17 protein-coding genes are annotated in these 13,703 nt (G+C 63.3%); all 17 read left to right on the plus strand.

All coding sequences use genetic code 11. From position 1 onward, the window contains the following. Window positions 1-9 precede the first annotated feature (9 nt). Window positions 10-678: a transcription termination/antitermination protein NusG gene (nusG, locus tag BUB39_RS01990; protein ID WP_073051366.1), complete on the plus strand. Its 669-nt coding sequence runs from the start codon at window positions 10-12 to the stop codon at window positions 676-678. 191 nt (window positions 679-869) lie between these two features. Beyond that, window positions 870-1,604, plus strand: coding sequence for a hypothetical protein (locus BUB39_RS01995; protein WP_073051367.1), 735 nt, complete (start codon window positions 870-872; stop codon window positions 1,602-1,604). Window positions 1,605-1,754: 150 nt separating this feature from the next. Further along, window positions 1,755-2,381 (plus strand): winged helix-turn-helix domain-containing protein, encoded by a 627-nt coding sequence (locus tag BUB39_RS02000; protein ID WP_073051368.1) that lies wholly within the window; start codon window positions 1,755-1,757, stop codon window positions 2,379-2,381. Then, the gene (locus BUB39_RS02005; RefSeq protein WP_073051369.1) at window positions 2,381-4,375 is read left to right on the plus strand and encodes a phage terminase large subunit family protein; all 1,995 of its coding nucleotides are present in this window, start codon (window positions 2,381-2,383) and stop codon (window positions 4,373-4,375) included. The genes BUB39_RS02000 and BUB39_RS02005 overlap by 1 nt, the downstream gene beginning before the upstream one ends. Continuing rightward, complete coding sequence (locus BUB39_RS02010; protein WP_073051370.1) at window positions 4,375-4,590, plus strand: DUF6148 family protein; 216 nt, start codon at window positions 4,375-4,377, stop codon at window positions 4,588-4,590. Before BUB39_RS02005 ends, BUB39_RS02010 begins: the two co-directional genes overlap by 1 nt. After that, window positions 4,587-6,155 carry a phage portal protein gene (locus BUB39_RS02015; RefSeq protein WP_073051371.1) on the plus strand — a complete coding sequence of 523 codons (1,569 nt, stop codon included), beginning with the start codon at window positions 4,587-4,589 and terminating at the stop codon, window positions 6,153-6,155. The genes BUB39_RS02010 and BUB39_RS02015 overlap by 4 nt, the downstream gene beginning before the upstream one ends. 3 nt (window positions 6,156-6,158) lie before the next feature. Continuing rightward, window positions 6,159-7,385, plus strand: coding sequence for a head maturation protease, ClpP-related (locus tag BUB39_RS02020; protein WP_073051372.1), 1,227 nt, complete (start codon window positions 6,159-6,161; stop codon window positions 7,383-7,385). 61 nt (window positions 7,386-7,446) lie between these two features. Further along, window positions 7,447-7,872 (plus strand): cytoplasmic protein, encoded by a 426-nt coding sequence (locus BUB39_RS02025; protein ID WP_073051373.1) that lies wholly within the window; start codon window positions 7,447-7,449, stop codon window positions 7,870-7,872. A 75-nt stretch (window positions 7,873-7,947) separates the two neighbouring features. Further along, window positions 7,948-8,871: a Mu-like prophage major head subunit gpT family protein gene (locus BUB39_RS02030; protein ID WP_073051374.1), complete on the plus strand. Its 924-nt coding sequence runs from the start codon at window positions 7,948-7,950 to the stop codon at window positions 8,869-8,871. Window positions 8,872-8,937: 66 nt separating this feature from the next. Then, on the plus strand, window positions 8,938-9,255 hold the full coding sequence (locus BUB39_RS02035) for a hypothetical protein (protein WP_073051375.1): 318 nt from the start codon (window positions 8,938-8,940) through the stop codon (window positions 9,253-9,255). Further along, complete coding sequence (locus tag BUB39_RS02040; protein ID WP_073051376.1) at window positions 9,255-9,572, plus strand: head-tail joining protein; 318 nt, start codon at window positions 9,255-9,257, stop codon at window positions 9,570-9,572. Before BUB39_RS02035 ends, BUB39_RS02040 begins: the two co-directional genes overlap by 1 nt. Further along, the gene (locus tag BUB39_RS02045) at window positions 9,569-10,012 is read left to right on the plus strand and encodes a hypothetical protein (protein ID WP_139251312.1); all 444 of its coding nucleotides are present in this window, start codon (window positions 9,569-9,571) and stop codon (window positions 10,010-10,012) included. The genes BUB39_RS02040 and BUB39_RS02045 overlap by 4 nt, the downstream gene beginning before the upstream one ends. Window positions 10,013-10,022: 10 nt before the next feature. Beyond that, a complete protein-coding gene (locus tag BUB39_RS02050) occupies window positions 10,023-10,421 on the plus strand; it encodes a hypothetical protein (RefSeq protein WP_073051378.1) in 399 nt (132 codons plus the stop codon). A 38-nt stretch (window positions 10,422-10,459) separates the two neighbouring features. Further along, entirely contained in the window at window positions 10,460-10,795 is a 336-nt protein-coding gene (locus BUB39_RS02055; protein WP_073051379.1) for a hypothetical protein, read from the plus strand. After that, window positions 10,795-10,938 carry a hypothetical protein gene (locus BUB39_RS25375; protein WP_175561702.1) on the plus strand — a complete coding sequence of 48 codons (144 nt, stop codon included), beginning with the start codon at window positions 10,795-10,797 and terminating at the stop codon, window positions 10,936-10,938. Before BUB39_RS02055 ends, BUB39_RS25375 begins: the two co-directional genes overlap by 1 nt. A gap of 3 nt (window positions 10,939-10,941) precedes the next feature. Next, complete coding sequence (locus BUB39_RS02060; protein WP_073051380.1) at window positions 10,942-13,008, plus strand: hypothetical protein; 2,067 nt, start codon at window positions 10,942-10,944, stop codon at window positions 13,006-13,008. 137 nt (window positions 13,009-13,145) lie between these two features. Then, window positions 13,146-13,703, plus strand: a complete 558-nt coding sequence (locus BUB39_RS02065) for a hypothetical protein (RefSeq protein WP_139251313.1) — start codon at window positions 13,146-13,148, stop codon at window positions 13,701-13,703.

Genomic DNA, 13,703 nt, shown 5'->3' on the forward strand with positions numbered 1-13,703 from the left:
AGGCTGGCGATGGACGAGCGAAAGATCTGGCGTGTCGGCGATATCGTCGAGTTCCTGCCCAAGCCGGCGCCGACGCCGCAGCCAGTGTTCGAGGGCGGCTGGAACATCATCGTCGCGCATGAGCGGACGGAGCACTTCGTCATGCGTTCGGCGATGCTTGCCGGGCTTGAGGCGTGGTATCCGGAGCGCACCTATTGGAGCAACGTCACCAGACGTCATCCGGAACCGTGGAAGCTGAAAGCGCCGCTGTTTCCTGGCTATGTGTTCTCTAGGGCAGCCGCCGGGCAGTCCTTCTATGACCGCGTCAATGCCATGCGCGAGGTCGTCACGAGGCAGCGCGGTGATGAAGTCGTGATCGTCCCGACGAACATCCCGATCGCGGTCGGGCTCTTGAAGTCGCGCGAGCGGCTGCTCACGATTCGTGCTGGCGATATCGAACGGCTGCAGACTCAGGTAGCCGCCGGCGTTTTTGACGAGACGAAGGGCGCTGTGCGCGGCAATCCGAGAGGGTTACGCACAGGCGATGCGGTGCAGATCATCGATGGCCCGTTCGCATGGTTTGAGGCGATTGTTGCGGAAATCCAATCGGATAAGGGCCTCGCCTTGGTGGAAGTCAGCATCTTCGGCCGGATGAGCCGCACCGAAATGCCGCTTGACGCTCTGAAACGGATCGCATAGCCGTTGGTGCAGGACGAGATCGCGAAAGAGTGTTGAAGGGTTCGGCCGATAGGCCACCTGTTCCACACGCGGCCCCAGAAGACGGCAGAAGCTGTTCTTCGTGGTGGCGAAGCATGGCCCGGATGCAGAGATGCAGGCCGGGCTTTTGTGTGTCTAGGGGTATGGATGCCTGACGATGGGGCGACCGCCTCATGCAAATCTCCATCAAGGATAACCTTCAAGCCGCGAGGCGTTCCCTCCTCCTCGATCAGAAACAGTTCGGGCGGGAGATCCCGAGGGCGCTGAACTTCACGGCTGCCGAGACCCGCAAGGTGCTGCGCTCTGAGATGGAGCGCGTGTTCGATCGGCCAACGCCGTTTACGCTCAACGGCATGTTCGTCCAGTCGGCAACCGAAGCCGACCTGAGCGCGGCGGTATTCTTCAAGGACTTCGCACCCAAGGGCACGCCTGCCGGCAAGTATCTCCGCGCTCAGATCGAGGGTGGCAGTCGTCGGCAGAAGCGGTCGGAGCGGGCATTCGCCGCGGCCGGGCTGTCGGGGAACCGGGGCTTCTGGGTGCCTGGGTCAAGCCTCAAGCTCAATGCCTATGGCAATGTGCCCGGCTCGGTCATGGTGCAGATCCTTGCCGCGGTGCGCGCGTTCGGCGAGGTCGGATATGTCGCCAACAAGACGGCGAACTCTGCGAAGCGCAACAAAAGCTACCGTGCTCGCGACTACTTCGTCATCCCGCCTGGTCATCGGCTGAAGCCTGGGGTGTGGGTGCGAGTGGGGCGGGACATCTGGCCCGTTCTGTTGTTCGTCGAGGCTGTCAGCTATCGCAAGCGGTTCGACTTCTTCGGCAAGGGTGAGACGTTCGCCCGCTCGAGGTTCGAGATCGAGATCGAGAATGCGGTGCGCCGCACCTTCCGGCACCAGTCGGGTCGCTGACCTGCGCTTCCGGGAGGTCGATCGACCCCTGCCCCCTATCCCCATGGGTCCCTCTGGCACCTGACCCCCGCGCGGGTAATTCGAGCGCCGAGGTAGAACTAGTGAGGCTGGTAAAACCTGTGTTGACGATGGTTGACGTGGTTGACGGTCATGCAAACGGTTGACGATGCAAGCGGACTGCACGTCAGTGTGTCCGAGCTGGCCCGGATGAAGGGCCTTTCCAAGCAGGCAATTTCGAAACGGCTTGGACGCCTCGTCGAGGATGGGCTGATCAGAACGCATGTGCGCGGCCGTGAAAAAGTCGTGTCGCTTGCCGAGTGGGATACCGTCACGCGGGATGTAACGGATCCCGCGAAGGTGGCGGGCGCCCGCACCCGGTCCGGCCGCAACCTGTCGGCCGAGCCAATAGCCGATGGCGCGACATCGCCAGAGGATGCAGCGCGGTCGCCGTCCTACAATCGCGAACTGACCCGCAAGGCTGGCTATGATGCCGACCTCAAAGAGATCGAGCTGCGCAAACAGCGCGGCGAACTGCGGACGGTTCAGGACATCCAAGCGGCGGCGACGAAAGTCGGAGAGACACTGGTCCGCCTGATCGAGCAACTCCCGACGCACGCCGACGATATCGCGACGGCGCATGGTCGCGGCGGCGCCTCTGCGGTGCGTGATCTTCTGAAGGCGAAGGCGCGCGGCATGCGCGAGGCCGTCGTGCAGGCGCTGGAAGCCCTGGCTGCCGGCGCCGAAGAAAGCGACGCCACACAGGACGACATAAACTGATGGCGCTCGGCTTTCCGCCTGTCCTCGGACTGATCGTCTCGGCGGTGGTGCAGGTCGTCGCACCGCCGGCGCCGCTGGTGCCCTCGGTCTGGATGACCGATCACCTTTTTGTCCCGGATGGGCCACGCGCCGGCGGTCGCTGGGACAAGGACCTGACGCCCTATGTCGCTGAGATCGTCGATACGCTCGGCCCCGAGTCGCCGCACACAATGGCCGTCTGTCGCAAGAGCGCGCAGACCGGCGTCTCGATCGCCGCAATCGGGCTCGCCGCCTCCTATATCGATCGGGCGCCGTGCCGTATTGGTTACGCTCTGCCGACGATCGACGCGGTGCAGGAGTTCAACCGAGAGAAGCTGACGCCGACGATCGACAATACGAAAGAGCTGAAGGCGCGCATTCGGCCGCAGACGGCGCGGTCCGGCCTCGGTTCGACCGTCACCACTAAGCCGTTCTCCGGCGGTTCACTGCGCCTCATCAACGCGAACGCGGCCGGCGAACTCAAGTCCAAGACGCTCAAGGTCGGCATCGGTGACGAAGTTGACGAGTGGGCCGACAATCTCGACGGCCAGGGCGATCCTTGGGAACTCTTCCTAAACCGCTTCATCTCGTTTCATGCGACCGGCGACTATCGCGTCCTGGCGCTCTCGACGCCGACGCTGCTTGGCTCGTCACGGATAGATGCCCTCTATCTGCGTGGCGATCAACGTCGCTGGCATATCGACTGCCCGCAATGCGGCGATGCGATCGTGCTGGAATTCCAGCATCTGAAGTTTGAACGGAAGCCGCCTTATCTGGCGCACTATGTAGCGCCCTGCTGCGGCCGTCCGATTGAACATCACGAGAAGGCCGCGCTTGTCCGCGAGGGTCGGTTCGTTCCGACCAATGCCGACGGTCTGTACCCGAGCTTCCATGTCGACGCTCTGATCTCGCAGCTGACGACATGGGATAAGATCGCCGAAGCATGGCTGCTGGCAGAGGGGATTGAGCAGAAGGAAAAGGCCTTCTTCAACAATGTGCTCGGCCTTCCATACGAGATCCGCGGTGACGCACCCGATCACGTCCGCTTGCTCGAGCGCCGCGACGACTATTCCGAGAACATCATTCCGCCGCTCGGACTGTTGTTCGTCGCGGCAGCCGACGTGCAGCATTCTGGTATCTGGGTCGAGGCGGTTGCCTTCGCGCCGGATCGTCGCAGCTGGTCGATCACGGCGCGCTTTCTTGAGGGCGACACGACCGATCCGCAGTCCGGGGCCTTCCTAAAGCTCGCCGCGTTCTATGACGAGCGCTTCAAGGATGCCTATGGAAACGACCGCCAGATCGACGCGTTGGCGATCGACGCCGGCGATGGCGGTCGCGCCAACCAAGTCTATGCCTTCACGCGCAGCCGGGCCCGGGCTTATGCGATCAAGGGTGTTCCCGGTTGGAATCGCCCGGCCATCGGTACGCCAACCGATGTCGCGATCACGCTGAAAGGCGTCAAGATCAAGGGACGCTCGCGTCTCTGGCCGGTTGGAACATGGTCGCTGAAGGCCGAGTTCTACGCCAACCTCCGCAAAGATGGTCGAAAAGCCGGACAGGAGATCGACCCGCCCGGCTACTGTCACTTCGGCGAACACAACGACCTCGGCTATTTCAAGCAAATCACGGCCGAATATCTCGCGGAACAGTCCGTCCGAGGCCGCACGACAGTCGCATGGAAGCGGACGGGGCCAAACCATCTGCTCGATGCGCGGGTCTACGCGATGGCGATGGCCGAGCATCTCGGCTTGACCCGGAAAACCAAGCAAGAGTGGCAGGCGCTAGCGCGGATCTACGCGCCGTCTGCCGATGATGGATCGCTTTTCGCAACCGCACCGCTCGTTGCAGAACGCGACGCCGCGCCGGCCGTCGCTCCAACGACTGTGGCGGCAGAGTTCGCGCGCTCGATTGAACAGAAACGCAGTGTCGTTCGGACAGCACCTGTTCGCCGCGTCCGCTCAAAGGGGATTTCCTGATGCCCGTCATCGACCTTGCAATGGCCCAAGCCCAGCTTGCTGCCTGGCTGGAGGCGTCGGCTGCAGTCGCCAGGAACCAGGAATACCGCATTGGCGACCGGACGTTGCGCCGTGTGGATGCCGCTGAGATCCGCAATCAGATCGACTATTGGGAAGGCAAGGTCCTGGCCGCATCGCCACGCCGTAGCCGCACGCGCTACGTGGTGACGCAGTGAGCCGACTGCCGACCGTCCATCCGACATTTGCTGACCGGCTCGTCAACTGGTTCAACCCGGTTGCGGGCGCTCAGCGTCTGCGGGCGCGCATGATGACTGCAGCGCTCGGCGGCTACACCGGCGGTCGCCGCGATCGCCGTTCGACGCGCAACTGGCGCGGCAAGGAAGAGAGCGCCAACGTCGCGGTTATTCCCGACCTGCCGGATCTGCGTTGGCGGTCCCGCGATCTCATTCGAAACATGCCGCTCGCGGGCGGTGCGATCGCCACGAATGTGACCAATGTCATTGGAGATGGCCTGGTCCCGCGGCCGCAAATCGATCGCGAACTTCTTGGACTCAGTGAGATCGAGGCCGACAGATGGCAGGCCCAAGCGCGTCGCGAGTTCATGCTCTTTGCCATGCGCTCGGATTTCACGCGTGTGCAGAACTTTTTCGAGCAGCAGCAGCTCGTCTTCCGGGCACAACTCGAATCTGGGGACGTGCTCGCGGTGCGGAGGTTTCGGCGCGATGCGGGCGACAGCTACGGACTAAAGGTGCAGATCGTCGAGGCTGATCGCCTCTGCAATCAGGATTACCAGGCCGACAGCGACACGCTGGTCGCCGGCGTCGTCATCAATGCCGACGGCGTGCATACCAGCTATCAGATCGCCGATCGTCATCCGCTCGATATCCGCAATCAGGGTGCGCGGTGGACGACCGTCCCGGCCCGCGACACATTTGGTGATCCACTCGTCATCCACATGTTTGAGCGGCTGCGCCCCGACCTTGCACGCGGGGTGCCGTACCTCGCGCCCGTCATCGAAGCGCTGAAGATGCTCAGCGATTATGCCGAGGCCGAGCTGAAATCAGCTCTGATCTCGGCCATGCTCACCGTCTTCATCACGCGGCCGGACGCTGGCAATGAAGACGCGCCGCCGGTCATCGGGGACGCGGCCGCCAATGCGGCTGCGAATGAGGTTGAGCTTGGCAGCGGCGCGATTGTCGACTTGGCACCGGGCGAGAAGCCGGAATTCGTCAACCCCGGCAGGCCTAATCCTGAGTTCGATCCGTTTGTCCTGTCGATCCTGCGTCAGGTTGGCGTCGCCCTCGACCTGCCCTTCGAGATCTTGATCAAGCATTTTACGTCGAGCTATTCGGCCTCGCGGGCAGCGCTCGAAATGGCGTGGCAGATGTTCAGGCGCCGCCGGACGCTCGTTGCCGATCGCTTCTGCGATCCCGTTTATGCGTGGCTGATCACCGAGGCTGTGGCGAGTGGCCGGCTGATCGCGCCGGGGTTCTTCGAGGATCCTGTTGTTCGCGCCGCATGGCTCGGATGCGAATGGGACGGCACGTCGCCAATCGCCCTTGATCCGAAGAAAGAGGCTGATGCCGACAAGGTCGACCTCGAGACGGGGGCCAAGACGCTTGAGGAGATCACCCAGCAGCGCACCGGCGGCAACTGGCGACGCAAGATCGAACAGCGCGGCCTCGAGGAAAAATTGAAACGCGAGGTGGGCATGCTGGCGGCGACCCCGTCTCAGCCGACGCCTGACCCGCTCGCCCCTGCCGATCCCCTGGAGGAATGACCGATGCCGCACCGACTGATCGTCAATGACGAACTCGTTCTCTATGGCTATGTCGGCATCGCCAGCTGGTTTGATGAGAGCGGCTTCACAGCCCGCGAGGTCATCGAGGCGCTCGCTGAAATCGAAGGCGACGTTGTCGTCCGGATCAATTCGCCGGGTGGCATAGCGACCGAGGGCAGCGCGATCTATGCGGCCCTGGTTGCTCATGACGGCACTGTCACGGTTCGCATCGAGGGCATCGCCGCTTCGGCTGCCTCCGTTATCGCGATGGCGGGCGAAGAGATCATCATGGCCAACGGGTCCCTGATGATGATCCACGATCCCGCCGGCGTCACGATTGGCACGGCAGCGGATCACCGCGCGACGGCGGTTGCTCTTGACGTGATGGCGGGCGCGATGGCCCGGATCTATGCGAAGCGCTCAGGCAAGAGCGTTGCTGAGGCGCGCGCCATCATGCAGGCCGAGACCTGGTTCGATGGATCCGAAGCTGTTGCGCAAGGCTTCGCCACAAGCGACGAGACTGGCGGCGCGATCGAGGCCGCCGTGCCCATTTTCGACTATCGCAGTTTCCAGCATGCCCCCGATCGGCTCGTCGCGCAGGCCGATCGCTGGCGATCCGAAGGTCGCAAGCTTGCGGCGTTCGGGCAGCCCACCGCCAGCGCGATCTCTACCAGCCCGGCCACGGTCGTTGCCTCGCCGGCGTCAGCTTCAACAGGAACGAAGGAGGCCACCGTGCCCGAAATGAAAGACATCACGCTTTCGATGGTCCGCGAACAGCGCGGCGACCTGGTCAAGGAGTTGCTTGCATCTGCCGACGTGACGGCGATGGCGACGGCAAGCGCGGCTGCTGAGCGCGACCGGATACTTGGAATCGAAAATCTCGGCGCGACCGGTCATGACGCGCTCGTCGCGGAGATGAAGGCCGACGGCAAGACTTCGCCGGCCGAGGCCGCGCTGCGCATCATGGGCGCCGAAAAGGCGACCCGTGGCACGCGTATGCAGGCCCTGGCGGATGCCGACAAGACGGTCCCGGTTGCGACGGCGCCGACGGCCAATCCGCAGCCCGCCGCGCCTGTCGCTCCTGTTCCGGTCGTGGCGGCTTCGCCCGACGGCTGGAAGGCCGAATTTGTGGCTTCGGCAGACCTGCAAGCGGAGTTCCGCAGCGTTGAAGCCTATGTCGCCTTCAAGTCGGCGACCGCAGACGGCCGCGCCCGCATCAAGGCGGCCTGACCTTCGCCCTCCCGCAACCGGCCGCGTCGAAGGCGGCCCTGACGTACTGGAGATCTAAGAAATGACCACGCTTGCCGCGGACGCTGTCCGCGATTATTCGCTCGGCGAGATCGAGGAGTATCCGGTCATCGCCGCCGACATCATCTATCAGGGTGCCGCTGTAGGCGAGAATGGTTCGGGTTATGCCCGTCCCCTAGTCGCCGGCGACCCCTTCCTTGGTTTTGCCGATCGTCAGGTCGATAATTCAGCCGGCGCCGCAGGCGCCAAGACGGTGCGCGTCAAGACAAAGGGCAGGCTCACCCTGGCGATCGCCGCGATCGCGATCACCGCCAATGATCATCCGGCTGTGTATGCGTCCGACGACGACACCTTTACGTTGACCGTCGGCACCAACACCCTCATCGGCTATGTGAGCCGCTGGGTCTCGACCGGTGTCGCCGTTGTCGAGTTCGATACCGCCCTCGTCAAGGCCGCGTTGCAGGCCTGATCTGTCGCCGAAGGCCCGGCGTTTCGGGCGCCCTCCGGCTCCGCTTCTCACCCCTGACAATCTGGAGAGTTACCCATGGCGCCCAACCGCCTGCTGACCAGCCGTGCCATCATCGGCGAATTCTACAACCGCCTCACCGTCGCCCCTGCCGGCTGGATCGGCCGCTATGCGATGAAGATCTCGTCCAACCAGGCCAGCGAAAGCTATGGCTGGCTCGGCATGGTTCCGACCATGCGCGAGTGGGTCGGTGGCCGCCAGGCAAAGGATCTTCGGGAGAACGGCTTCAACCTTGCCAACAAGGATCATGAAGCAACGCTTGAGATCAATGTATCGGATCTTCGGCGCGATGCGTCAGGCCAGATCCTCGTTCGCATCGGCGAGCTTGCCAATCGTGCGCAGTCCTATCCTGCGAAGCTGATGTCGGCCCTGATCATCAATGCAGAGTCGACGACCTGCTATGATGGCCAGTACTTTTTCGACACTGATCACAGTGAGGGCAACTCTGGTTCGCAGAGCAACGACATCTCGTACGATGTCGCGACGCCGACCAAGCCGACCGTGGAGGAGATGCGCGACGCCATTCTCGCCGGCATCCAGCAGGTCATCGGCCTGAAGGATGATCAGGGCGAGCCGATGAACGAGGGGGCGACCCAGTTCGAGGTCATGGTGCCGATCTCGCTCTGGGGTACCGCCGTTTCGGCGGTCTCGCTGCAGACCCTCGGTGGTGGCGCGACCAACATTCTGCCGAACCTCGCGAACCTGCAGATCGTCGTCGTGCCGAATGTGCGGCTGACCTGGACGGACCGCTTTGCGATCTTCCGGACCGATGGCGAGACGAAGCCCTTCATCCTGCAGGAGGAGCTGCCGATTTCGGTCGACGCCATTGCCGAGGGCTCCGAGCTGGAGTTCAAGGAGAAGAAGCACTGGTATGGCGTCCAGTGGGCCGGCAACGTCGGCTACGGGTACTGGCAGCACGCCTGCCTTGTGACGCTCACCTGATCGACGCTCTGACAGTCCGGCCGCTTTGCGCGGCCGGATCATCGGATCGTCGAAAGGAAACCCATCATGCAAAGTTATCGAATTGTTGGCGGGACCGCCCATATCGGTCTCGGCGAAGTCGTCGTGCTCACCCATGCGCAGTTCGCCTCGCGAGCGCACAATGTCGATGTCGTGCGCCGCTCCGGCAAACGGGTCGAAGTGCGCGCCCGCGTTCCGCTTGAATTCAAGGACGGCGAAATCATCGGCCTTCATGCCGAGCCGCCCAAGAATATCGTCCATCTCCTTGTCGCCGAGGAAAAGGGCGAGAAGGCGAAGGAACCGCCGCCGATTACGGGTGGTCCTCCGCAAGAACCTCCGGCTCCCCCTGAGCCGCCGGCCGCCTGATGGCTGTCGAGAGCGATGCCGATCGGGCCGTGTTCGTCAATCCAGACGAATTCGGCCGGGTCGCGCTCTATGCCAAGGCGGGCGCAGCGGAAGCTGTAGCCGTCCCGGTTCTGCACGATCTTCCGTCGACGCAGCTTTTCGACGGACCTGGGCTCGCATCTGACGAGCCGAGCCTGACCGTCCGGATCTTCGATCTTCCCGTCGGCTATGGCGTCGATGACGTCGTCACCGTCGATGGCGCGACCTACGCCGTGCGCAAGATCGACCGCGACGGGCGGGGCATGGCACGGCTGCAGCTTGAGGACATAGGGGAATGAACCACGCCCGTATGTTGATCCGCGATGCCGCAGCGGCGGCCCTCACGGGGCTTGATACGACCGGCACGCAAGTCAAGGCGAGTTGGCCCTACGCGACGGCGCCGGAACAACTGCCTGCGCTCCGTATCTTCATGCCCAGCGAAGATCTCGACGATCAACTTTCCAATCTGAACAGTCGGACCGGCCGTGTCGTCACGATGATTGTCATCGGCTATGCCGCCGGCGCCCTCGTCGCCGACACGCTGGACAGGATTGCGGCTGAAACCGAGGTGGCCCTTGCCGCCAGCGGCAATCTCGGCGGGCTCGTCAAGGCCATCGACTATCGCGGCACGACTGTCGATATCGACGGCGATGGCACCAAGCGCTCCGGCGAAATCCGGCTCACCTTCGGCGTCCGCTATCGCACGGCCGTCGCCGATCCCTCACAGACAACCAACTGAGGACATCGCCATGGGCGTCCATATCGGCAATGAAGGCCAGGTCAAGATCGGTGCCAATGTCATCGCTGAGGTCACCGGATTTCAGATCACCGAAAATGCGGCGGTGGCGGATACGTCCACGCTCAGCACGGCGTGGGATACGCATCTGGCCGGTTCGAAGAGTTGGTCGGCTCAGATCGATTGCTGGTGGGATGAGACCGATGCGGACGGACAGGGCGCGCTCGAGGTCGGCTCGACCGTCTCGCTGCTGAACCTCTACTGTGCCGGATCCTCCGTCGGCGACACGTATTTCACCGGCGATGGCACCGTGACGCAGATCACGCGGCAGGTCGCCCGCAACCAGACGCAGACCGCGTCTTTCCAGGTGCAGGGCAATGGCCAGCTGGCCAAGGCGACCGTGCTGGCCTGATCTCAAGCTTTCCTTCTCTTCATCCTCTGGAAATCACCATGAACATCATTGACCGTGTACAGCGGCACTATGACGACCTCGGACGCAAGTCGATCGACGTCCCCGAATGGGGAGAAGATAACACCCCGCTCAAGATCTACTGGACGCCGCTCACGGCGCTTCAGCATCGCAAGATCGTCACCGGTGAGGATGGCCGCACGGCCAAGCTTCTCGTCAGCGTGCTGATCATGAAGGCCGAGGACGGCGACGGGCGGCGTATCTTCAAGGAAGAGGATCGCGGCGTGCTCATGAGTAAGGTCGATCTGCACGTCATCACGCGCGTCGCCAACGCCATCCTCGCCGAACGCACGATCGAGGAACTCGAAAAAAACTGATGGACGATCCCGAGCGCGTCTTCCTCTTCGCGCTCGCGGATCACTTCGGCATGCCCGTCGCGGACCTCGAGACGCGGCTTCCGCATGAGGAACTGAGCGAGTGGGTCGCCTGGCAGCGGGTGATGAAGCGGATGCGGGGCTGAGGCATGGTCGAGAATATCCGGTTCGACATCACGGCGCGGGATGAAACCACTCGCGCCTTTCGTCAGATCGACGCCAATCTCAACCGGACGATGGCCGGCTTTCGCAAGTTCGAGGCTGGCATCATTGGCTTCCGCGGGCAGCTCGGCGGCGCCCTTGCCGTCACGGCCAGCGCGACAGGTCTGCTTTATCTAGAAAAGCGCTTCGTCGACATGGGCTCGAAAGTTGGCGATACCGCCGACAAGATCGGGATCACGTCCGACCAGCTGCAGGAACTGCGTTACGGGGCGCAGCTCGCGGGCGTCGAGACCGAGACGCTCGATGGCGCCCTGCTCATCTTCACCCGCAATCTCGGCAATGCCGAGCTGGGGCTCGGCAAGGCCCGCGGCGCGCTCAAGGAATTGGGTGTCGAGTTTGAGGAACTGAAGGGGCAGTCGCCCGCCGAGATCTTCGGAAAGGTGGCCGACGGGCTTGCCCGGATCGAAGATCCGATGAAGCGCAATGCTCTGGCAGCGCAGCTTTTCGGCCGTTCGGGTGCCGAGCTTGGACCGTTGCTCTCGGAAGGCGCCAAGGGCCTCGAGGCCTATGCGGATAATGCGCGCAGTCTCGGCCTTATCGTGCATGAGGATATCATCCGCGCCAATCAGGAGGCGGGCGACAGCTTCGACACGATCGGTACGGCGATCGATGCGGCCGGCATGAATATCTCAGCGGGCTTCTTGCCGGCGATCCGCGAGATCGAGGACATTATGACCTCGTCCGGCTTTCAAAGCGGGCTGCGTGATGCGGCGGCGGGCGTCTCCCAGTTCGTCCAATCTGCGATCGAGCACTATGACGAGCTTGTCGCCGTGGTCGGCGTCATGGGTCGTCTCTACCTGGCGTTTCAGGGGTTCAAGATTGGCAAGGCGGCCGGCCCGGTCGGTATGGTCGCCGGCGCCGCGGCGGGCTATTTCGCGCCCGAGATCGCCGGCGCTCTGTCGACAGCTGGTGACGGACGAGCCCCGCTCGATGCCAATTCCAACGGGAAGAAAGTCCTTTCGCTGGACGTCACCACGCCGGCTAATCAAGCGGAAATCGACCAGTATAACGCGGCGCGCGACACGCTCGCTCTTGGCCTTCGCCAGAATTCGGCGAAGCGGGGCGACTGGAGCGGCGAAGACTTTCTTACCGGTGGCGACGGCTTTACCGATGGTGGCTTCGGTGGCGGCGGTGGTGGGGCGGGTAAAGGCAAGAGCGGAGGGAAGACGAGCCGCGACCGCGCGGCCGATGCCGTGAAGCGTGTCACCGACAATTTGCAGGATCAGCTCAAGATGCTCGGGATGACCGGGCGCGAACAGGCGATCTACAATGATCTGACCCGGGCAGGCGTCACTGAGAATGACGCCGCCGGCCAGGCTATTGCGGCACTTTCCGGCGCGCTTTACGACCAGAGCGCAGCCCTCGAGGAGACGCAGCGAGCGATCGATGCGGCCCGCGGCATCAGCTTCGAATTCGCATCGGGTCTCATTTCGGATCTTCGCGATGGCGTCTCAGCAGCCGAGGCGCTCGGCAACGCATTTGATCGTCTTGCTGATCGCCTGATCGACATGGCGCTCGATGAGACCATCAATTCACTCTTTGCCAATCTGGGTGGCGCGGCGCGCGGTGGAGGTGGCGGCGGGGGCGGGTTGCTTGCTGGGCTTATCAAGCTATTTGGTTTCGCGGATGGCGGATGGACCGGAGGCGGCGGCCGCGGCCAAGTGGCCGGCGTGGTCCACGGACAGGAATTCGTCGTCAACGCCGCGGCGACGTCGCGCAACCGCGCCCTCCTGGAAGCGATCAACGAAGGGCGGCCCGGTTTTGCTGCCGGCGGCTATGGCGGCGGCGGCAGCTATGCGCCGGCCGGCGGCGCCAGCGGGCCGATCGTCTTTCACCAGACGATTAACCTCGAGGGCGCGACGGGCGACAAGCAAATCAGGGAACTCGTCACGCGCGCCTCAATGCAGGCGGTGGAGGCGTCGACCGCAATCGCCCGTAAACAGGCTGCCGCCTGGGTCTTTGAGGCGCAGTCGTCAGGGGACTACCGTTCGTGACGATAATTGTGTGGCCAGATGCCCTCGAGCCCACGCAGGTCAGCGTCAACTCCGTATCGATATCTCGTTCGGGCGGGAAGTCGATAGGCGGTCTTGAGCGGGCGATCCTGACGGATGTCGGCTATTGGTCGGTGACGATGACGCAGATCGTGCTGGCGTCGTTGGTGCAGCGGCAGCTTTGGAATGCCGTCCGCTCATCCTTGCGCGGACGTTCGGGTCTCATCGAGGTTCCCGTCTGGAGCCGGGAAAGTGCGCCTTATGCGGGAGGCGTGTGGACCCCTAGGCTTGTTCCCTATGACGATGGGGCGACATTCGACGACGGCGGTCTGCATGACAACGGCCCGGGTGTTGAGATCCGTATGCACGCCAGCGCGTCGATCGGCGCAACCGTCGTGACGCTGCGTCTTGTTTTAGGATCTGAGCAGCTGTCGGGTATCCGTTTTTCGTATGGCGGGGCGCTTTATGAGACCGGCCTGGCGCTTTCGGTCGAGGGGGATTTATGGGAGGTCCCGGTATTCCCCGCGATCCGGGCCGTGATCCCCAGCGACGCCGATCTCGAAATCGAGCGTCCGACCTGCATCATGCATCTTGCGACGGATCGGGAGATGGACGTCACGTTTTCGCGGTCGCAGGTCGACAAGCCGACGGTTAACTTCGTTGAGGCGGTCGAGTATTGGGCGGATATGGCGGGCTGA

Source organism: Kaistia soli DSM 19436 (assembly GCF_900129325.1).
In the GTDB taxonomy this organism is placed as follows: domain Bacteria; phylum Pseudomonadota; class Alphaproteobacteria; order Rhizobiales; family Kaistiaceae; genus Kaistia; species Kaistia soli.